The organism is Deinococcus depolymerans (assembly GCF_039522025.1).
Classification (GTDB): Bacteria; Deinococcota; Deinococci; order Deinococcales; family Deinococcaceae; genus Deinococcus; species Deinococcus depolymerans.
Window position 1 is genome coordinate 249,550 of record NZ_BAAADB010000012.1, and the last position, 20,581, is coordinate 270,130.

Consider the following 20,581-nt stretch of genomic DNA (forward strand, 5'->3'; position numbering starts at 1 on the left):
GATCATAGCGGCGCGCGGGCGGGACAGACGGGAAGCCTTCCGCCAGTCCCGCCCGCCGTGGGGATCAGGAGATGATGCCTAGCGTGCGGCCCACCTCGGCGTACGCCTGGAGGGCGTGGTCGAGGTCGTCACGGGTGTGCTCGGCGGTCACGATGTTGCGGATGCGGGCCAGTCCGCGCGGCACGGTCGGGAAGCCCAGGCCGACGGCGAACACGCCCCGGTCGAACAGCAGGCGGCTCGCCTCGAACGCGGCCGTCGCCTCGCCGAAGATGACGGGCGTGATGGGCGTGGTGCTGCCGAAGATGTCGAAGCCCAGGCCCTGCAACTCCGCCTTGAAGTAGCGGGTGTTCTCCCACAGGCGTTCCATCAGGGTGGGGTCGCGCTGCACCTCGTCCAGCGCGGCGGCCAGCGCGCCCACCGTGGCGGGCGCCTGCGCGGTCGAGAACAGGTACGGGCGGGCGCGGTTGATCAGCAGCTCGCGCAGGTCGCCGTGCCCGGCCGCGTAGCCCCCCACGCCGCCCCAGGCCTTGCTGAGCGTGCCGACCTGGATCACGTCGTCGGCGTACTCGAAGCCGAAGTGATGCACGGTGCCGCGCCCCGCCTCGCCCATCACGCCGCTGCCGTGCGCGTCGTCCACGTACGTGACCGCGCCGTAGCGGCGGGCGACCTCCACCAGTCGGTCCAGGGGGGCCACGTCGCCGTCCATGGAGAACACGCCGTCCGTCACGACGAGTTTCAGGCCGTCCGTGTCGTGCTCTTTCAGCAGGCGTTCCAGGTCGTCCGGGTCGGCGTGTTTGTAGACCTTCTTGGTGGCCTTGGTCAGGCGCAGCCCGTCGATGATGCTGGCGTGGTTCAGTTCGTCACTGACGACCAGATCGCCCTCGCGCAGCAGCGCGCCCAGCACGCCCTGGTTGGTCGTGAAGCCGCTGTGCAGCACCAGCGCGCTGCCCGTGTGCTTGAACGCCGCCAGCTGCGACTCGAAGTCCTCGTGAATGCGCAGCGTCCCGGCGATCGTGCGCACCGCGCCTGCCCCCGCGCCCCAGCGTTCCAGGTACTCGGCGGCCCGCGCTTTCAGGGCCGGATGGTCCGCGAAGCCCAGGTAGTTGTTGCTGGCGAGGTTCACGACCTCGCGCCCGTCCACGCGGGTGCAGGCGCGGCTGGCGCTGTCCAGCACGCGCGGGTGGATCAGCAGCCCGCTCTCGCGCAGGCCGGACAGTTCGGCGGTCAGACGGTCGGACAGGGAAGTGGCCATACCCCCGAGTCTAGGCGCGACGCGCCCCCGCCGTCCGTGAGCCGGGGACGCCCCCCGGCCGCTCCAGGTCCGCGACCTGCGGGGCGACCTCCCGGCCCAGCAGCTCGACCGAGCGCAGCATCCGCGCGTGCGGCATCAGCACGTTCGTCATCTGGAAACTCAGGCGGTCCACGCCACCCAGCGCCGCGTGCACGAACCGCAGTTTGGCGGCCACGGTGTCCGGCGTGCCGATCAGGTACGGGCCGGTCGGTCCGCACGCCGCGTCGAACTGCGCCCGGTTCGGCGGCGCCCAGCCCCGCTCGCGGCCCAGCGTGTCCAGCATCCGCGCGTACCCCGGCCAGAAGTCGTCCCGCGCGCCCGCGTCGCTGTCCCCCACGAACCCGAAGGCGTGCACGCCCACCCGCAGGGTGTCCGGGGCGTGCCCGGCCTGCGCGCCCGCCGCGCGGTACAGGTCCACCAGCGGCCGGAACGCCCGGAAGTCCCCGCCGATGATCGCCACCATCAGCGGCAGGCCCAGCCGCCCGGCCCGCACGAACGACTCCGGCGTGCCGCCCACGCCCACCCACACCGGCAACTGCGCCTGCTGCGGGCGCGGGTACACGCCCTGACCCCGCAGCGGCGCGCGGTGCCGGCCCGACCAGTGCACGTGCGTGTCTTCTCGCAGGCGCAGCAGCAACTCCAGTTTCTCGCTGAACAGCGAGTCGTAGTCCTGCGTGTTCAGGCCGAACAGCGGGTACGCCTCGATGAACGACCCGCGCCCCACGACCAGTTCCGCCCGGCCGCGCGACAGCAGGTCCAGCGTGGCGTACTGCTGGAACACCCGCACCGGATCGTCGGCACTCAGAACCGTCACGGCGCTGTTCAGGCGGATGCGGCTGGTTCGCGCGGCAGCGGCCGCCAGGATCAGGGACGGCGCGGAATCCAGGTACTCGGGCCGGTGGTGCTCGCCCACCCCGAAGGAATGCACGCCGCTGCGATCGGCGACCTCGATCTCTTCGAGCAGGTTGGCGAGACGGTCGGCCGGTGAGAGGGTCACGCCCGTGACCGGGTCGGACACCACCGCCGCGAAACTGTCGATTCCGAGTTCCACGCTTCACATTATAAATCGATTTGGAAAGGGAGGCACGGAGACACCTGAGAGCGGGAGGCAAAGAGCACAGAAAAGACCCCCGGCAGGTCCGGGGGCCACTGGACAGAAGGCGTGCTACTGGCTGGTCACGGGCGTCGGTTCGTGCAGCGTGTAGCGTTGCAGGCCCGTAGTCCCCAGGCTGCGCTGGTACGTGCGGCTCCCGTCCGGCAGGTACACGTAGTGCTCGGCGCGCGTCCAGCCCTGCGCCAGATTCCAGCGTTGACGCATGTCCGGCACGAGCGTCCTGAAGTCCGCCGTCACGGCCGCGCTGGCGTACGCCACGCGGTCATGCGTCATCAGTGGCAGTGTCTCGCCCACGTCCAGCGTGCCGTTCGCGTTGCGGTCCTGCCACATCGTCCACTCCAGTAGCAGCACCTTCGCGGCGGCCGGGGCGACCGTCACCGACGCGCCCGCCGGGATCAGCGTGGCGGCGTCCACGGCGCGGGCCGTCTGGTTCATCCACTTCAGCGGGTCCACGTCCACGGCCGTCTTCCCGCTGGGCACGGCCAGCTGGTACACGCTCTCGCCGCCGTCCGTCACCAGGGAAAGGTAGGCACCGGCAGGCGCGGCCGGGAAGCGCACCTCCACGCCGCTGGGCAGGGGAGGCCGGCCGCCCGTCGGGGACGACGAAGCGCCGCACGCGGTCAGGGCTGCGCCCAGCAGGGCCACTGCCGGAATCCACATGGCGCGTTTCATTTCGCACCGCTCAGGTTGCCGCCCAGCAGGGCGCCCTGACTGATCAGGCGGTTCGTCGGTTCGTGCAGGCGGACGCTCAGGCGTTCGTCGGCCTCGGGCACGCTGTTCATGGTCACCACGTACCGGCCGGGCGTGGCCGACGGCTGCCGGACCTCGTGCGCCACCAGCGACCAGCCCTTGCGGCGCGCGCCGCTCTCGGTTGTGCGCCCGTCCGCACTGGTGAACGAGTACGTGAACGCCTCGCTGGCGTAACTGTAGATCGAGTGCGTCTGGTACAGCTCCTCGGTGCTTTCCGGCCGCCCGTTGCGGTTCAGGTCGTTGTAGAGCACGAAGTACACGTTGCAGGTCTGCACGGTGTCCGGCGTTACCACCACGTCCCGCATGCCGTCGGTCTCGCCGCCCTTGAACGGCGAGAGGCAGGCACTCTTCTGAAGGTTCTGAAGCGAGTAACCGTCCAGGTAGACGTTCGCCCGGTTCGCCACGTTGCTGGGAGGGCTTCCCAGATACCCGCCGTACCCGATAGTCTGCAGGTACTGCCCGTTCGCGCCGAAGGCCACGCCACTCAACCGCAGCGTGTCCACGGCCGGGGTGTCCGGGAAGGTGAAGGTCAGACCCATAGGGGCGGGTGGCGGGGGACTGGGGCAGGCGGTCAGGAGCGCACACAGCGCCCCGACCCCACCCAGCCGGATGACATTCATGGTCTTCATACGATGTTCACAGTAGTGGGCGCCCCCGGATCCTGCACGCAGATTTGACGTACGGAGCGGGCACGCAGATAACAGCTGCTGGGCACAGAAGGCAGGTGGCCCCCGGTCCGTCCGGAAGCCACCTGCCCTGTCGTTACCTACCCTGTGCCGCTGTCCTCAGCGGTTCATGATGTGAATCGCCTGCTTGTGCACGGCCTCGGCGGCCTCCAGCACGCTCTCGCCCAGGGTGGGGTGCGCGTGGATGGTCAGGGCGATGTCGCTGGCGGTCGCGGCCATCTCGAGGGCCAGTCCGGCCTCGCCGAGCAGGTCGCTGGCGTGCGGGCCGACGATGTGCACGCCCAGCAGCAGGTCCGTGTCCTTCTCGACGACCATCTTCACGAAGCCGTCGGTGGCCTGCAGCGTCATGGCACGCCCCGAGGCCGAGAGCGGGAACACGCCGGTCTTCACGTCGTACCCCTTCTCTTTCGCCTCGGCCTCGGTCAGGCCCACCCAGGCGAGTTCCGGGCTGGTGTACACCACGCCGGGAATGGCGACGGCGTCCTGCTCGGCGGGCTTCCCGGCAATGACCTCGGCGGCCACCAGTCCCTCCTTCATGGCCTTGTGCGCCAGCATGGGGTTGCTGGCCACGTCGCCCACCACGTAGATGTGCGGCACGTTGCTGCGCTGGCGCGAGTCGGCGGGAATGAAGCCGCGTTCCGTGACGTGCACGCCCGCCTTCTCGGCGTTCAGGCCGTCCGTGCGGGGGCGGCGGCCCACGGCCACCAGCACCCGGTCGAAGACCTCGGTGGTTTTCGCGCCGGTCTTCACGTCTTCCAGTTCCACGTGAATGCCGTCGGCCTTCTTCTCGGCGCGGTTGGCCTTGGTCTGCACGGCGATCTCGATGCCCTGCTTCTTCATGATCTTCGTGAATTCCTTGACGGCGTCGGCGTCCGCGCCGGGAATCACGTTCGGCATGAACTCGATGACCTTCACTTTGCTGCCCATGTTGTTGTACACGTGCGCGAACTCGAAGCCGATCACGCCGCCCCCGATGCACAGCATCCGCGCGGGCACCGGGTCCGGCATGACCAGCGCGCCCGTGGAATCCACGATGCCCTGCTGGTCCACGTCCAGGCCCGGCAGTTTGGCGGGCTCTGAGCCGGTCGCGATGATGAAGTTCGCGGCCGTGTACGTCTTATCCCCGACCTGCACGGTGTGATCGTCGATGAAGCTGGCCTGCCCGGTCAGGTGCGTGACCTTGTTCGCCTTGAACAGGCTGCCCACCCCGCCCGTGAGTTTCCTGACGATGCCGTCCTTCCAGCCGTTCAGTTTGGCGATGTCCAGCTTCTGCTCCCCGAAGGTCAGGCCGAAGTCGGCGGCGTGCCGCGCGGCGGCGATCTGCTCACCGGCGTGCAGCAGCGCCTTGGTGGGAATGCAGCCCACGTTCAGGCACACGCCGCCCACCGAGTCGCGTTCGGCGCAGGCGACCTTCAGGCCCAGCTGCGCGGCGCGGATGGCGGCGTGGTACCCGCCGGGACCCGCACCGATCACGAGCACGTCGTAGTCATAGGATTTCGTCATACCCGGCAGTCTAACGCGCCCCCCGTGAGCCGTCACTGACCTGCCCGCATAGCTGGACGCGGGCCATTCACAACTCCGACTGGTCAAACAGGGGCGCTGGGTGATGGTCGATGGGTTCATACGGACTGCCGTTTGTTTCGCCGAAAATCCGGAACTTCACCTTATTGCCAGCTCCACGTCCGGAGGGGCGTTTCTCTCCTGCTCTGCGGAGCAGCTCTCCGAGTCGCATCCGCTCGGACCCAGCGGGCTTTGCAGCCCATGCAATCGGAGTCCGTATCAGACCTCCAGGAAGTCCGTGATCACGCGGTTCAGGACCCACCAGCCCTCGGCCGTGGCGCGCAACTGCCCGCCGTCCAGGGTCAGCAGACCGCGCGCCACGTTCGCCGCGATGGGCGCCGCGTACACCTGCGGCACGTCCAGGCCACTGCGGCGCGACAGGTCCCCCAGGTTCACGCCCGCCCGCAGACGCAGGCCCATGAACAGCGCGTCCGTGACGAACTCGGTCGCGTCGATGGCTTCCGGCTCGCCCGCCTCGCCGGTCAGCCACTCGTGCAGGTGCGGGTTCGTGCGCCGCACCGTCAACACGTCCGCCGGTCGCGGCCCGCCCCCATCCGCCATCTGCCATCCGCCATCCGCCGGGTAGTGCCCCGCCGCCCCTGGCCCCAGGCCCAGGTACGTGCGGCCCTGCCAGTACGCGAGGTTATGCCGGGATTCCTGGCCGGGCCGGGCGTAGTTGCTGATCTCGTAGCGGGTCAGGCCGCGCGCGGTCAGCAGCGCCTCGGTCTGCTCGAAGCCGCGCCGCTCGTCCTCCTCCTGCACGGTCACGCCCCGCCGCGCGAATTCCGTGCCGGGCTCGATGGTCAGCGTGTACGCGCTCACGTGTCCCACGCCCAGGTCCAGCAGGCCCTGAATGTCACTTTCCAGCGGTTGCCCCGGCACGGCCGTGATCAGGTCCCCGCTCACCCGGAAGCCCGTCCCGATCAGGGTCGTGACCGCCTCACGCGCCTGCTGCGCGTCATGCTGGCGGCCCAGGAAGGTCAGGGTCGCGTCGTCCAGGCTCTGCACGCCCACGCTGGCCCGGTCGAAACCCAGCGCCCGCCAGTGCGCCGAGCGCTCCGGCGTGACCGTGCCGGGGTTCACCTCCAGCGTGTTCTCCAGCCGCCCCCAGCCCAGGTGCCGGCGCACGCTGCCCACCAGCGCCTCTATCTCCGCGTCCCGCAGGAAACTGGGCGTCCCGCCCCCCAGGTACACCGTGTCCAGCTCGACCTCGTACGTGGCGGCCAGCTCCGCCGCCTCGGTTTCCAGCCGCTCCAGGTAGCGTTCCACCATTCCGGCGCGGCGCGTCAGGACATGAAAATCGCAATACGGGCAGATGGTCGGGCAGAACGGCACGTGCACGTACAGGTGCCGCACCACGTCCGGGGCAGGGCTGGGCTGGGCGGCAGGGTCGGCACTCACGCGCGGCAGTCTACGCGTATCCTCGCCGGATGACCGACGCGCCCCTCACGAACGACCGCCAGCGCACCTACACCTGGGCCGACACCGCTCCTGCCCTGGCCGCCCTGCGCACCCTCAGCGGCCTGGAATTCCTGCGCGCCATCGCCCGCGGGGACCTGCCCGCCTCACCCATCGGCCTGACCCTGGGCATGGAACCCCTGCGCGAGGAGGACTTCACGGAGGGCCGCGCCGTGTTCCGCCTGAAACCCCAGGAATTCCACTACAACCCCATCGGCAGCGTGCACGGCGGCGTGTTCGCCACGCTGCTCGACTCCGCGCTGGCCTGCGCCATTCACACCACGCTGCCCGCCGGGGTGGGGTACACCACGCTGGAACTGAAATTCAACTGCGTGCGCCCCCTGATCGCCGGCGGCCCGGAAGTGCAGGCCGTGGGGCAGGTCGTCGCTGCCACCCGCCAGACCGCCATCGCCGAGGGCCGCATCGTGGATGAAGCCGGCAAACTGTACGCGCACGCCACGACCACCTGTCTGCTCCTGCGGTAAACCCCTGCCAGTGAACTTCAGCGGCCGTGCGGCGTGCGGTCCATCCAGGCGCTCAGGGCTTCCGCCACGTTCCCCGGGCTGACCACGACCACCGCCGCGCCCGCCTGGGCCGCTGCGGACGCGGCCGCGCACTCGCCCGCCGGGCCGCCCGCGCTGTCCGCGCCCGTCCAGGCGGGGAACTCGCCGCCCTCGTGGTACTCCACGCCGCCCGCGTCGTTCACCACGCGTTCCGGCACGCTGACCGCCGGGCCGCCCGACAGGGCTGACGGGGCCACCACGATCACGCCGCGCGGGTCCGCCTCGCGCAGCGCCGCCAGCAGCGGCGTCAGGCCCTCATGCACGATCAGTGTCACGCGGCCCTTGCCGTCCACGCCCGCCAGCTCCTCTGCCAGCCCACCCGCCAGGGACGGGGGAGCCGCGACCAGCCACGCGTGCCCTCCCGCGCGACCCTCGAACAGGGCGAGGGCACTGCCGTACACGTCAGACCAGGTGCGGGTGTGTTGCATGACGCCCAGCATAGCGGGCGTGCCTGTTCCCGCCCCGCCCGTCCGGCAGACTGTCCGGCATGACCGCCCCCGACGCCCATCCGCTCGATCTCCTGCGGCAGCAGGCCAGCCACACCGACCCGCGCGACGTGCAGCGCGACCTGAACGCCCGCCCCCTCCCCACCCTGGCGCCCGGAACCTGGGGTGCGGGCGCAGAGGACACCCTGCGCGGCGCGACCGGTATGGAACGCAAGATGCAGATGGAAATGCGCATCGGCCTGGAAGGCCACCTGCACGACCTGCCGCTGCGCCGCACCGCGCCCCTGGCCGACATGACCCTCCCGGAGCTGCTGACCGAGCACGCCGAGGGCCGCCGCACGCTCCTGCGCGTCCTCGACCGGCTGCTGACCGTGGGCGAGACGCACGACCTGCGCGCCTGGACCCTGGGGGAGGAGGTCCCGCCGGCCGTGTACGTCCTCGCGTTGCGCGGGCGCCTCGCCCGGCTGGACGACCTGATCGCCGCGCAGCGCGTGACCCCCTGATACGGACTCCGATTGAATGGCTTTATAAGCCATTCAATCCGAGCGGATGCGACTCGTAGAGCTGCTCCGCAGAGGAGGAGAGAAACGGGTTCCGGACGTGGAGTTGGCGACCCGGTGCCGTTCCGGGTTGTCAACGAAACAAACGGCAGTCCGTATGATCAGTCCGTGAAGCGCAGCAGGTACCCGTCCGGGTCCTGTACCAGCAGTTGCCGTTGCGTGTGCGGCGTGTCGCCCTCCATGTACGTCTCGGTGCGTAACGGCTGGAACAGCGGGTAGGCTTCCCCGGTCAGGCGGGCGTGCAGGGCGTCCAGGTCCGGGTGAACGATCTGGAATTTGATGCCGCGCCCGTAGGGACGTTCCAGCGGCCCCGTCAGCCACGCTCCCTCCGCGTGCGCCTGCTCCAGCATCCACTGCGCGCGGCCCAGGCTCAGGTACGCGAACCCGGGCCGCGTGTAGTTCAGTGTGAAGCCGAACATGCGGGTGTACACGCCGAGACTGTGCGGCAGGTCGCTCACCATCAGCTCGGGCACGAGCGCGGCCCACCCGGTTACGGGCACCAGGGATTGGTTGTCGGTCATACCTGCACGGGAGCGGCCCGGCGTGGCTGCGGGATGCGCGCGGCTGGCCTACGCGCCGCGCCGTCCCGACCCTGAAAACGAAAAATCCGTCCTGCGCGGACGGTGATAAGGAAAGAATAGCGCGGTATGCAGGGCGTGTCAACCCCCGTGCATGGAGTCTGAAAATGCCGTGTCGGACGGCGTTTCTGCGCCGGCGGCATGCGGCGTATGCAGGGGATTCAGCCGGTCAGGCGGGGCAGCAGGGTCACGACCGCCGCGATGGTCGGGACGCTCAGCACGGTGCTGAGGAACGCGGTGCGGGCGACGGTGTCGGCGTCCCCGCCATACTCGCGGGCGATCAGCAGGGCGTTCACGGCGGTGGGCATGCTGGCCGACAGGACCAGGACGGCCAGCAGCTCGCCGCGCAGGCCGCAGGCGAGTCCGGCGGCGAGGCCCAGGGCGGGGCCGCCGATCAGGCGCGCGGCCGTGGCGAGCCACACCCGGGCGTCCAGGCGGGGCCAGCCGCCCGAGCCGAGTTGCAGGCCCAGCGACAGCAGCACCATGGGGAGGGTCGCCTGCGCCAGCAATTCCACGCCGCGCATCAGGCCCCCGGGGGGCTGGAGGTGCAGCGCGCGGAGGGTGACGCCCAGCACGACCATCCACACGGCGGGCAGGCGGACCATGTTCAGCAGCATGCCGCCCGCTGTGGGGGGTGGCCGGTCGGGGCGGCGCACACCGGCGGTGTACACGACGGGCGCGATGACGTACATGCCCACGAAGGACATCAGGAACAGCAGCGTGGCGTGCGCGAAGCCCGTCTGGCCGAACGCGAACAGCGCGATCGGCAGGCCCATGTTGCCGCTGTTCCAGATGCCGACGCTCGCGGCGAGGCTGCGCCGCTGGTCCTGCGGGGCGCGCAGGCCGGTCAGCCAGCCCAGCAGCAGGCAGCCCGCGACGGTCAGGGTGTACGCGGCGCCCAGGCCGAGGATCTCGCGGACCTGGACGGGCGTGGTCAGCAGGACGTTCAGGACCAGCGCGGGGGACAGCAGGTACAGCGTGATCCGCGCGACGGTCGCCTGATCGATGGGGAAGCGCGCGGCGAGAGCGGCGCCCAGGCCCGCGACGAGCATGACGGGAAGCAGGACGGTACTCAGGGCCTGAAGCACCCACCCATGCTGCCACGCGCAGGCCCACGCCGGGGGGGCTGGTGCAGACCGGCAGGCCCCGGGTGTTTATGCTGGGGGCGTCACACAGCCGTGGGCCGGAGGTCAGATGCAGGATTACGAGAAGCTGGGCGCGTTCTACCTGGGCAGGGCGGTCGACCCTGCCACGAATCAACCGACGGATGAACTGCTGCTGTACGACAGCGCGGACCTGACCACGCACGCCGTGATCATCGGCATGACCGGCAGCGGCAAGACGGGCCTGGGCCTGAGCCTGATCGAGGAGGCCCTGATGGACGGCGTGCCGGTCCTGGCGGTCGATCCGAAGGGGGATCTGGGGAACCTGCTGCTGACCTTCCCGGACCTCACGCCCGGCGATTTCCGCCCGTGGGTGGACGAGGCGGAGGCCGCGCGGGCGGGCGTGTCCGCCGACGATCTGGCGGCGCAGAAGGCCGCGTTGTGGCGCAAGGGGCTGGGCGAGTGGGGCCAGAGCGGCGAGCGCATCCGCACGCTGCGGGAGAAGGCGGATTTCGCGGTGTACACGCCGGGCGGCAGCGCGGGCCTGCCGGTCAGCGTCCTGAAGGGCTTCGACGCGCCGCCCCCCGAGATCATGGACGACGCGGACGCCCTGCGCGAGCGCATTCAGGGCACCGTGACGGGCCTGCTGGGCCTGCTGGGCATCGACGCCGACCCCATGCGGTCGCGCGAGCACGTGCTGCTGTCGAACCTGCTGGGGCACGCGTGGGGCGAGGGGCGGTCGCTGGACATGGGCGGCCTGATCGCCGGGATTCAGGCGCCGCCCTTTCCGCAGATCGGCGTGATGCCCGTGGACGCCTTCTACCCCCCCAAGGAGCGCTTCGAGCTGGCCATGAGCCTGAACAACCTGCTGGCCTCGCCGGGCTTCGCCGCGTGGACGCAGGGCGAGCCGCTGGACGTGGGCCGCTTCCTGTTCACGCCGGAAGGGAAACCGCGCGTGTCGGTCATGAGCGTCGCGCACCTGGGGGACGCCGAGCGCATGTTCTTCGTGTCGATGCTCCTGAACGCCACCCTGGCGTGGATGCGCACGCAGTCCGGCACCAGCTCCCTGCGGGCCGTGCTGTACATGGACGAGATCGCCGGGTACTTCCCGCCGAACGGGAACCCGCCCAGCAAGCCGCCCATGCTGACCCTGCTGAAACAGGCGCGGGCCTTCGGGCTGGGCGTCGTGCTGTCCACGCAGAACCCCGTGGACCTCGATTACAAGGGCCTGAGCAACACCGGCACCTGGATGATCGGCCGCCTCCAGACCGACAACGACAAGGCCCGCGTGCTGGAGGCGCTGCAGGGCGCGACCGCCGGCCCGAACGCCCTGACCCGCGAGCAGCTCGACGCCCTGCTGTCCGGCCTGGGCAAGCGCGTGTTCCTGATGCACAACGTCCACGAGGCCCGCCCCGCGCTGTTCACGACCCGCTGGACCATGAGTTACCTCGCCGGGCCGATCACCGGCACGCAGATCCGGCGCCTGACGGGGGAGAGGAAGGCAGATGGCGGAAGGCAGAAGGCGGCTGGCCCGGCTGGAGGTTCGCCTTCGGCCATCGGCCTTCAGCCTTCTGCGCCGGCGAAGCCCGTCGTTCCGCCCGGCATCACCGAGGTCTTCGTGCCCACGTCCCGGCCGGACGTGCAGTACCACGCGCAGCTGCTGGCGGTCACGCAGGTCCGCTACGCCTCCGTGAAGTACCGCCTGGACGTGGCGGGCGTGCTCCCACTGGTGGTGGACGTGACAGACGGCCCGATTCCCGTGAACTGGGACGAGGCGACCGACCTGCACATCGACCCGAACGCACTGGAGCAGTCGGGCGTGGACGGCGCGACCTTCTCGGACGTGCCGGCGGCGCTGCTGAACGCGAAGAACCACGCCCGCTGGGCGAAGGAGGCGGCGAAGTTCGTGGCGGGCAGCCGCCCCCTGACGCTGTGGCAGGAGCCGGGCAGCGGCCTGATCAGCGCGCCGGGCGAGGCCGAGGGGGACTTCCGCGCGCGGGCCAGTCTGGCCGGGCGGGAGGCCAGGGACGCGGCCGTGCAGAAACTCCGCGCAAAGTATGCCAGCAAGGTTTCCACGTTGCAGGACCGCCTGGCGCGCGCGCAGTTGAAGGTGCAGCAGCAGCAGGCGCAGGCGCAGCAGGCCGGGTTGCAGACGGCCATGAGTGTCGGCGTGGGCGTGCTGGGCGCACTGTTCGGCGGCGGGCGAAAGACGACCGCGCTGCGCAGCGGCGTGTCCGGCGTGGGCCGCTCCATGCGCGAGGGGCAGGACGTGCAGGCCGCGCAGACCGAACTGGCGCAGGTTGCGGCGCAACTGCAGGAGTTGCAGGCGCAGGTGCAGGCCGAGGTGGACGCCCTGACCCTGACCGCCAGCAGCGACCTCGTGCCGCTGGACGTGAAAGCGAAGAGTACCGACGTGACCGTGCCGCTGGTCGCGCTGGCGTGGCTGCCGTACACCCGCGCGGCCAGCGGCCAGCTGACGCCCGCCTGGGACACGCCCACCTGATACGGATTCCGTTTGTTTCGTTAACAACCCGGAACAGCACCGGGTTGCCAACTCCACGTCCGGAACCCGTTTTGCTCCCACTCGCATCCGCTCGGATTGAACGGTTTACCAGAACCGTTCAATCCGAGCGAAGCGAGTGGGAGCCGCAGGAGCGGTCGGGCCGCGGCCTCCCCGTCTTCCGGGAGGCCACGGCCTAAACATGAAAAATCCGCCTTCCCAGGCGGCTGTTTCGGCTTGCGGCTGTGTTGCTCGGAGAGGATCGAGGAATGTCCTCGATTGATAAGTTCAGGATAGCGCGGTATGCAGGCAGCGTCAAGTCGATGCGGGCAGTCCTGAAAACGCCCTGTGGGACGCGGTTCCTGTCCGGGTGGGCGATCCGGTATGCAGCGGTCACGGGCCGGGCCCGCCTTCCCGTGAGCAGGGCAAATGAACGACGCCCTCCACGGAGGGAGGGCGTTCATCCGGTGCGGCGCGTCTTAGACGGCCAGCACCTGGCGGCCGTCGTAGTAACCGCAGCTGGGGCAGATGTGGTGGCTGAGCTTCTTCGCGTGGCACTGGGGGCACTCGGTCAGGTTGGGCGCGACGAGGGCGTGGTGGCTGCGGCGCATGTCGCGCTTGCTCTTGCTGGTCTTCTTCTTGGGAACGGGGTGCTTGGCCATGATTTTTCTCCTGGGCCGCACGGCGTTTCTCGCCGGGGCGCGATTCTCTGCCCACAACGAACCCGGGCGAGACAACAGCGGGGAGTATAGCACAGACGCCCCGCACGCTGCCAATGCAACCGCGCGTCCGTCCCGCCCACTCCGGTACAGTTGACAGGTGCATGAACTGCAATGGACGCCCATCACGCTGGAAACCGGCCTGCGCATCCTGGACCTGATCGGGGTGGTGGCCTTCGCCATGTCGGGGGCGCTGCTGGGCGTGCGTAAACGCTTCGACCTGTTCGGGGTGCTGGTGCTGGGCTGCGTGACCGCCGTCGGTGGCGGCGCGATCCGCGACACCCTGACCGGACAGACGCCGCCGCTGTTCCTGCGCGACGAGACGTACCTGTGGGCGGCCCTGATCGGCTCGGCGCTGGCCTTCGCGTTCGGTGAGCGACTGGCACGCTTCGAACGGACCCTCAGCGTGTTCGACACGGCCGGACTGGCCCTGTTCGCGGGGTCCGGCGCGATCGGCGCGATCAACATCGGCCTGGGGCCGCTGGGCGTGGTGTTCGCCGGGATGCTGTCCGGCGTGGGCGGCGGCATCATCCGCGACCTGATCGCCAACGAGGTCCCGGAAATCATGTACCGCCGCGACCAGCTGTACGCCACCGCCGCCGCCGCCGGAGCGCTGACCGTGTGGCTGCTGCACGCGCACGCCACGCCGTTCCAGTCGCAGTTCGCGGGCGCGGCCGTGGTCGTCGCGCTGCGCTGGCTGTCGCGGCGCGGCTGGGTGAAACTCCCGGTGCGCCGCCTCCCCGGAAGCTGAACGGCCCCGCACGCAGGTAAGCCTTCCCACCGTTCGGCAGGGACCGCGACTGGTACAACGGCAGGCATGATCCATGACACCCGCGTGCAGGTCCTGCGGCCCGGCACGCCCCGCCGCCAGGGGTTCGTGCTGCTGTGGGTGCAGGCCAGCGTCCGCACCCGCGACAACCACGCCCTGGAATACGCCTTGCGCGAGGCCAACCGCCTGAACCTGCCCCTGGTCGCCGTGTTCGGCCTGACGCCCGGTTACCCCGAGGCGAACGCCCGCCACTACGCCTACCTGCTCGAGGGCCTGCGGGACCTGCGTGCCAACCTCGCCGCGCGGGACGTGCCGCTGCGCGTGACCCTGGGCAGCCCGCCCGAGGTGGCCCTGAACGCGGCGGGGGAGGGCGCGGCGCTCGTCGTGACCGACGTGGGCTACACCCGCCTGCAACGCGAGTGGCGCGGGTGGCTGGCCGACCGCCTGGATGTTCCGCTCGTGCAGGTGGAATCCGAGGCGGTCATTCCCGTGGGCGTGGTCAGCGGCAAGCAGGAGTACGCGGCGCGCACCATCCGCCCCAAGATCCACCGGCTGTGGCACGACCACCTCGTCCCACTCGACATCCACGACCTGAAACGCCGGGCGCGCGACTGGGACGGCGGCGAGGACGTCACCGACCCCACCCGCCTCCTGAAGACCCTCCCCATCGACCACAGCGTCCCCCCCGGCGAGGAGGAAGGCGGCGAGAACGCCGCGCACGACCTGCTCGAAGACTTCATCACCCGCAAACTCGACGGGTACGCCGCGCGGCGAAGCGACCCCACCGTGGACGGCAGCAGCCGCCTCAGCGCGCACCTGCACTACGGACACCTCTCCCCGCTGACCGCCGCGCTCGCCGCGCGCGAACACCCCGGCCCGGACACCGACGCCTTCCTGGAAGAACTGATCGTGCGGCGCGAACTCAGCTTCAACTACACCACCTACAACCCCCACTACGACCGCTACGCGGGCCTCCCCGCCTGGGCCCGTGCCACCCTGGAAGAACACGCCGGAGACCGCCGCGAGTACACCTACACCCGCGATCAGCTGGACGCCGCGCAGACGCACGACCCGTACTGGAACGCCGCGCAACGCCAGATGACCCGCACCGGCCGCATGCACAACTACATGCGCATGTACTGGGGCAAGAAAGTCATCGAATGGACACCCACCCCCCAGCAGGCCTTCGACACGCTGCTGTGGCTGAACAACCGCCACGAACAGGACGGCCGCGACCCGAACTCCTGGGTGGGCGTCGGCTGGGTGTTCGGCCTGCACGACCGCCCCTGGACGCGCCGCCCCATCTTCGGCACCGTCCGCTACATGAACGCCGGCGGCCTGAAACGCAAATTCGACATCGAAAAATACGCCCGGCAGTGGGGAGAAGAGGGGAAAAGCCCTTGAACGTTGTCTGCCGCTGACGGCCCGTGTGCAAGAGTGACAGAGTGAATGCTGAGATCGCCGCGTTGATCGGTCAGCCGCTGAGGGAGGTGGTGTACTACCGCCCCTCTGAGTATGAAGACTGCGAATTGAACGGCCCGGCCGGGCATGATGTCGGTCAGGGTGTGGAACTCAGCTTCGATGGTGGGCACTGCTTCATCACCTGGGACACGACGCTGGAAGAAGAAATCCGGGTGCAGCCGGGCCGCCTGATCGACTGGCTCCTGTCCGGCTACTTCGAGCGCATGGGGAGCCACGCCGATTGGCAGCCACTCATCGAACGGCCCCTGACTGCCGTGCAGGTCGGTCAGAACGAGGTGAGGTTGAACTTTGGGATGCAGGAAGTTTTCATCGTCACTGCGGAAATCGACCCGCTGTCCGGGCAGATCGAAGGCAGAACCGACAACCTGGTGGTGTTCTTTGACGTGAATCAGCGGCAGGCGTTCTGGCAGCAGTATCCCGAACAGTCAGCCCCCTGAACACCAGACCGTTGCGTGCAGCGCAGCAGGCTCCCAGTTGAATCGCTAGAGTCCGCTCATGACCGACGCTGTCCCTCTTCCCGCGCTGCACGTGACGAGTGGCGGCACGCGCGTGTACACGCTGCCCGTGCGGGCCTTCCCGAACTTCCGCGCGAACGCCTACCTGCTGGTGCGTGGCGACCCGCACGCCCCGGCGTACGCGGCGCTGGTGGATACCGGCGGGTCTGGCCCGGACAACCTGGGGGACCTTCAGGCCGGACTGGCGGCGGTGCGGGCCGGTCACGGCGAGGCGGTGGGCCTGGACACCCTGAGTCGGATCGTGATCACGCATCCGCACCCGGACCACCTGGGCGGCCTGAGTGCCCTGCGGGGGCACACGGACGCGCCCGTGGCGGCGTTCCACAGCGCCGTGCCGTTCATCGAGGAGCCCGGCGTTCTCCGCGCGGCGTGGCTGACCCCGCCCGACGCGCAGGCCGCGTGGCTGGGCCTGCCGCCCGGGAGCGAACTGGACGGCCGGGTCCGCCGACGGGGTGCGAACCTCAGCGTGCCGCGCGCCCTCCCCGTCGCCACGCCCCTGTGTGATGGGGACGTGCTGGACGACCTGCTGCACGTCATCCACACGCCGGGGCACGAGGGGAACCAGATCTGCCTGCGCGTGGACGACATGCTGCTCAGCGCCGATCACCTGCTGCCGCTGAACTCCCCGCCGCTGATGCCTGCCCGCTTCCTGCGCGGCAGTGGCGTGGCGGCGTTCCTGGCGTCGCTGGACCGCGTGGAGGCGCTGGACGGCGTGACCCTCGCCCTGGGCGGGCACGACGGCCCCATGCGCGACCCCCGCGCCCGCATCCACGCGCTGCGCACCCGCACGCACGAGAAACTGGACGGCCTGCTCGCCGCCTGCACGCACCCCATGACCATCCACGACCTGCTGCTGGCGCTGCACCCACGCCTGCGGTCCATTCAGGCGGTGCTGCTGCTCGACCAGACCGCCGCCCTCGCGGAGTATCTGGCTGGCACAGGCGCCCTGAGCGAGACTGCGCGCGGGGACGGCGCGGGCCTGTTCACCCGCACCTGAACCTGCGCGCCGTGCGGTACTCTGGAGCGTTATGACCCCGGAGCGTTACGCGAAAATCATGCGGGTGCTGAGCCGACGCCAGCCGACCCTGACCGTCCTGATGGACCAGGTGAACAAACCCCACAACCTGTCCGCCATCATCCGCACCTGCGACGCCGTGGGCGTCCTCGAAGCGCACGCCGTGGCTCCCAAGGGCGGGAAACTCGCGGAATTCGAGGGGCACACCTTCGAAGCCACGAGCGGCAGCGCCCACAAGTGGGTGACCGTGAACCGCCACCAGGACGCCGCGCAGGCCGTCCGCGACCTCCAGGCGCAGGGCGTGCAGGTGCTCGCCACGCACCTCTCGCAGCGCAGCGTGGACTACCGCGACGCCGACTACACCCGCCCCACCTGCGTGCTGCTGGGCGCCGAGAAGTGGGGCGTGGGCGACGAGGCCGCCGACGCTGCCGACGGGAACATCATCATTCCCATGTTCGGCATGGTGCAGAGCCTGAACGTGTCGGTCGCCGCCGCCACCATCCTGTTCGAGGCGCAACGCCAGCGGCTCGCCGCCGGGATGTACGACACGCCCCAACTGACCCCGCAGGCCCTCGCGGACCGCGCGTTCGAGTGGGCGTACCCGGACCTGGCCCCCGCCTACCGCGAGCGTGGCGAGGCGTACCCCCCGCTGGACGAGCACGGGCAGATCATCGCCTGACCGGTCACCCGCCCCCCGGCGCGGGTTGATGAGGGGCTGGTCATATGGGCTGACCGGCCCCCTTCGTGTCCGGCGTACACTGACAGACATGAGCGACCTTCTGGACACCATCCGCGACCTCGCCAAACCGACCGACAGCAAGATCCTGATGGTCGTCCTCGACGGCGTGGGCGGCCTGCCCCTCGAAACGAACGGCGACACCGAACTCGCCGCCGCGAAGACCCCCAACCTCGACGCACTCGCCGCGCAGAGCCAGCTCGGGCAGGTCGAACTCGTCGGCGCCGGCATCACGCCCGGCAGCGGCCCCGGCCACCTCAGCCTCTTCGGGTACGACCCCCTGAAGTACATCGTCGGACGCGGCGCCCTCTCGGCCGTCGGGATCGGCGTGAAGCTCGGTGCCGGTGACGTCGCCGTGCGCGGCAACTTCGCCACCCTCGGCGACGACCGCATCGTGCAGGACCGCCGCGCCGGCCGCCCCAGCGACGAGAAGAACGCCGAGATCGTCACCAAACTCAGGGCCGCCATCCCCGACATCGACGGCACCCCCGTCGAGATCTACACCGAGTCGGAGCACCGCTTCGTGGTCGTCTTCCGCGCCAGCGGCGGCAGCCCCCTCGGCGCGAACCTCAGCGACGTCGACCCCCAGGCGACCGGCGTGCCCCCCATGACCGCCCAGGCCCACGACGACGCCAGCCAGAAAACCGCCCACCTCGTCAACGCCTTCGTGCAGCGCGCCGAAACCGCCCTCAAGGACGAGACGCAGGTCAACGGCGTCCTCTTCCGCGGATACAGCGACGTCCCCCACTTCCCCAGCTTCGACGCCGCCTACCAGCTCAAGGCCGCCTGCATCGCCAGCTACCCCATGTACAAGGGCCTCGCCAGCCTCGTCGGCATGGACGTCCTCACCGTGCAGGGCGAAGAAGACGCCCTCGACGGCAAAGTCCAGGCGCTGCGCGACAACTGGGACAAGTACGACTTCTTCTACTTCCACGTCAAGAAAACCGACAGCACCGGCGAGGACGGCGACTTCAAAGCCAAAGTCAAGAAAATTGAACTCTTCGACGCCCTGCTGCCCCAGCTCCTCGCGCTGAACCCTGACGTCATCGCCATCGTCGGCGACCACAGCACCCCCAGCAAACTCGCCACCCACTCCTGGCACCCCGTCCCGCTCCTCATCCGCAGCAACTACGGACGCAAGGACCTCGCCCAGCGCTACACCGAAGACGAAGCCCTGAAAGGCAGCCTCGGCCTGCGCAAAGGCACCGACCTCATGCCGCTCCTCATGGCCAACGCCCTGAAACTCAACAAGTACGGCGCGTAACCACAACCTTCCCCGCACGGCCCCCTCGCCCCCCCGGCGGAGGGGTCGTTTCCGCAACCCAACCTCAACCCCCCATTCAGCCCAGGGTCAGATTCACACGGCAAGGTGAAACCAACACGTTCCAGGACGGAACACGGAGGACCACCATGCACAGAGCCATCCTGACCACCGCCCTCGCGGCCACCCTCGCCAGCGCCAGCGCCCAGACCCTCAGCGTCAACATCAACGCCAGCCTCCAGTACCCCAGCGTCATCCAGACCACCGCCAACCTCCTCAACCTCCTCAGCCAGGGCGTCAAAGTCACCCTCCTCACCCCCACCAACCAACCCGCCGCCACCCTCGGCAGCGGCGGCATCGTCGTCAACCCCGCCTACCCCACCACCCGCCTCACCCAGGTCCAGGTCATGACCCAGGTCCCCGGCACCACCACCTACGCCAGAGAGATCTACCCCCTCGCGCAACCCATCACCACCGCCCAACCCCTCACCGCGCAGAGCATCGTCGTCAAAGCCAAAGACGGCACCCGCCAACCCCTCATGAACGTCATGGCCCGCCAGGCCGCCTGGGCCAAAGCCCCCGGCCTGCAGAAAAAACCCGGCGGGATGCCACCCGGCCAGTACAAGAAAAGCCAGGGCAACAAGTAATCCCAGCCCCACAGACCCCTCCCACGCGGAGGGGTTTCTCCTATCCTGACCCATGCCCCCCAGAGCCCTCCTGATCCTCGACCTGGACGAAACCCTCTGGCACGGCACCCCCGACCCCACCCACACCACCGCCCATATCACCCTCCGCCCCCACCTGCGCGACTTCCTCCAGAGCACCAGCGCCGCGTACGACCACGCCATCTGGACTGCCGCCAGCCTCGACTGGATGCACGCCGGACTCCAACTCATCCACACCGAAACCGGCCTCGACCTCACCCACACCGCCGCATTCCTCTGGCACCGCGACCGCTGCTCCTGGCACCGCGACGAACACGGCGACCTCCAACCCCGCAAACCCGCCCGGAAACTCCGCGCCACCTGGATACGATCCCGCTACCCCCGCGAACGCATCCTCGCCATTGACGACCGACCCCAGAACTGGGCCTCCGGTTACGGCCATCTCGTCCGCGTCACCCCCTGGACCGGCGACCCCACCGACGACGAACTGCCCCGCCTAGCCCGGTACCTGCTGAGCATCGCGGACACGCCCGACCTGCGGCGGGTGGAGAAGCGGGGGTGGCGGGGTCGGGTTCTGGACTGATTGTTTGATTGGTTGCGCCTGCGGCGGGCTGCCCCACCCCCCAGCCCCCTCCACAAGCGGCTCATACGAGTACCCCAGAGGGGCAGGGGGGGCTTACGTTGGCACTGGGCAAGCAAGAGTTTCCACTTCCCTGCCGATGTCGTGTCACGCGGCCTTAAGCAGGAGTCCGTCCTGCTCCATCCCGGTCAGGACGTACTTTTCAGCATTCTGAGCTGCCTGCCGTTGTG

21 protein-coding genes are annotated in these 20,581 nt (G+C 69.6%); 11 read left to right on the forward strand and 10 right to left on the reverse strand.

Annotated elements, in window-relative coordinates; genetic code table 11:
* Positions 1–64: 64 nt before the first annotated feature.
* The 6 genes from ABDZ66_RS08415 to hemW form a co-directional block, all read right to left on the reverse strand.
* Entirely contained in the window at positions 65–1,252 is a 1,188-nt protein-coding gene (locus tag ABDZ66_RS08415) for a BioF/Kbl family PLP-dependent acyltransferase (protein WP_343757724.1), read from the reverse strand.
* A gap of 10 nt (positions 1,253–1,262) precedes the next feature.
* Complete coding sequence (locus ABDZ66_RS08420) at positions 1,263–2,342, reverse strand: Atu2307/SP_0267 family LLM class monooxygenase (RefSeq protein ID WP_343757726.1); 1,080 nt, start codon at positions 2,340–2,342, stop codon at positions 1,263–1,265.
* Between the two features lie 114 nt (positions 2,343–2,456).
* Positions 2,457–3,077: a hypothetical protein gene (locus tag ABDZ66_RS08425; RefSeq protein ID WP_343757728.1), complete on the reverse strand. Its 621-nt coding sequence runs from the start codon at positions 3,075–3,077 to the stop codon at positions 2,457–2,459.
* Entirely contained in the window at positions 3,074–3,784 is a 711-nt protein-coding gene (locus ABDZ66_RS08430; protein ID WP_343757730.1) for a hypothetical protein, read from the reverse strand. The genes ABDZ66_RS08425 and ABDZ66_RS08430 overlap by 4 nt, the downstream gene beginning before the upstream one ends.
* Positions 3,785–3,940: 156 nt before the next feature.
* Complete coding sequence (gene lpdA / locus ABDZ66_RS08435; protein WP_343757732.1) at positions 3,941–5,344, reverse strand: dihydrolipoyl dehydrogenase; 1,404 nt, start codon at positions 5,342–5,344, stop codon at positions 3,941–3,943.
* A 276-nt stretch (positions 5,345–5,620) separates the two neighbouring features.
* On the reverse strand, positions 5,621–6,802 hold the full coding sequence (hemW, locus tag ABDZ66_RS08440; protein WP_343757734.1) for a radical SAM family heme chaperone HemW: 1,182 nt from the start codon (positions 6,800–6,802) through the stop codon (positions 5,621–5,623).
* Between the two features lie 29 nt (positions 6,803–6,831).
* Between hemW and ABDZ66_RS08445 the strand changes: the two genes are divergently transcribed.
* Positions 6,832–7,344, forward strand: a complete 513-nt coding sequence (locus ABDZ66_RS08445; protein WP_343757736.1) for a PaaI family thioesterase — start codon at positions 6,832–6,834, stop codon at positions 7,342–7,344.
* 17 nt (positions 7,345–7,361) lie between these two features.
* Here ABDZ66_RS08445 and ABDZ66_RS08450 read toward each other — a convergent pair whose 3' ends face one another.
* Complete coding sequence (locus tag ABDZ66_RS08450) at positions 7,362–7,850, reverse strand: hypothetical protein (protein ID WP_343757738.1); 489 nt, start codon at positions 7,848–7,850, stop codon at positions 7,362–7,364.
* A gap of 59 nt (positions 7,851–7,909) precedes the next feature.
* Between ABDZ66_RS08450 and ABDZ66_RS08455 the strand changes: the two genes are divergently transcribed.
* On the forward strand, positions 7,910–8,371 hold the full coding sequence (locus ABDZ66_RS08455) for a hypothetical protein (RefSeq protein WP_343757740.1): 462 nt from the start codon (positions 7,910–7,912) through the stop codon (positions 8,369–8,371).
* Between the two features lie 158 nt (positions 8,372–8,529).
* Here the strand turns inward: ABDZ66_RS08455 and ABDZ66_RS08460 are convergent, their stop codons facing one another.
* Positions 8,530–8,949 (reverse strand): bleomycin resistance protein, encoded by a 420-nt coding sequence (locus ABDZ66_RS08460; RefSeq protein ID WP_343757742.1) that lies wholly within the window; start codon positions 8,947–8,949, stop codon positions 8,530–8,532.
* A 218-nt stretch (positions 8,950–9,167) separates the two neighbouring features.
* Positions 9,168–10,094 carry an AEC family transporter gene (locus ABDZ66_RS08465; protein ID WP_343757744.1) on the reverse strand — a complete coding sequence of 309 codons (927 nt, stop codon included), beginning with the start codon at positions 10,092–10,094 and terminating at the stop codon, positions 9,168–9,170.
* 106 nt (positions 10,095–10,200) lie between these two features.
* Between ABDZ66_RS08465 and ABDZ66_RS08470 the strand changes: the two genes are divergently transcribed.
* Complete coding sequence (locus tag ABDZ66_RS08470) at positions 10,201–12,612, forward strand: ATP-binding protein (RefSeq protein ID WP_343757746.1); 2,412 nt, start codon at positions 10,201–10,203, stop codon at positions 12,610–12,612.
* A 476-nt stretch (positions 12,613–13,088) separates the two neighbouring features.
* Here the strand turns inward: ABDZ66_RS08470 and rpmF are convergent, their stop codons facing one another.
* Positions 13,089–13,271, reverse strand: coding sequence for a 50S ribosomal protein L32 (gene rpmF / locus ABDZ66_RS08475; RefSeq protein WP_055363851.1), 183 nt, complete (start codon positions 13,269–13,271; stop codon positions 13,089–13,091).
* A 157-nt stretch (positions 13,272–13,428) separates the two neighbouring features.
* Between rpmF and ABDZ66_RS08480 the strand changes: the two genes are divergently transcribed.
* The 8 genes from ABDZ66_RS08480 to ABDZ66_RS08515 all read left to right on the forward strand — a co-directional run bounded on the left by ABDZ66_RS08480 (position 13,429) and on the right by ABDZ66_RS08515 (position 20,354).
* Entirely contained in the window at positions 13,429–14,079 is a 651-nt protein-coding gene (locus ABDZ66_RS08480; RefSeq protein WP_343757753.1) for a trimeric intracellular cation channel family protein, read from the forward strand.
* 66 nt (positions 14,080–14,145) lie between these two features.
* Entirely contained in the window at positions 14,146–15,501 is a 1,356-nt protein-coding gene (locus ABDZ66_RS08485; protein WP_343757755.1) for a deoxyribodipyrimidine photo-lyase, read from the forward strand.
* Positions 15,502–15,542: 41 nt separating this feature from the next.
* Positions 15,543–16,016, forward strand: a complete 474-nt coding sequence (locus tag ABDZ66_RS08490) for a hypothetical protein (protein WP_343757757.1) — start codon at positions 15,543–15,545, stop codon at positions 16,014–16,016.
* 58 nt (positions 16,017–16,074) lie between these two features.
* Positions 16,075–17,091 (forward strand): MBL fold metallo-hydrolase, encoded by a 1,017-nt coding sequence (locus ABDZ66_RS08495; RefSeq protein WP_343757759.1) that lies wholly within the window; start codon positions 16,075–16,077, stop codon positions 17,089–17,091.
* 31 nt (positions 17,092–17,122) lie between these two features.
* Positions 17,123–17,788 (forward strand): tRNA (guanosine(18)-2'-O)-methyltransferase TrmH, encoded by a 666-nt coding sequence (gene trmH / locus ABDZ66_RS08500; RefSeq protein ID WP_343757761.1) that lies wholly within the window; start codon positions 17,123–17,125, stop codon positions 17,786–17,788.
* A gap of 88 nt (positions 17,789–17,876) precedes the next feature.
* A complete protein-coding gene (locus ABDZ66_RS08505) occupies positions 17,877–19,109 on the forward strand; it encodes a 2,3-bisphosphoglycerate-independent phosphoglycerate mutase (protein WP_343757763.1) in 1,233 nt (410 codons plus the stop codon).
* A 146-nt stretch (positions 19,110–19,255) separates the two neighbouring features.
* Positions 19,256–19,753, forward strand: a complete 498-nt coding sequence (locus ABDZ66_RS08510; protein WP_343757765.1) for a hypothetical protein — start codon at positions 19,256–19,258, stop codon at positions 19,751–19,753.
* A gap of 52 nt (positions 19,754–19,805) precedes the next feature.
* Positions 19,806–20,354, forward strand: a complete 549-nt coding sequence (locus ABDZ66_RS08515) for an NIF family HAD-type phosphatase (RefSeq protein WP_343757767.1) — start codon at positions 19,806–19,808, stop codon at positions 20,352–20,354.
* Positions 20,355–20,581: the final 227 nt, after the last annotated feature.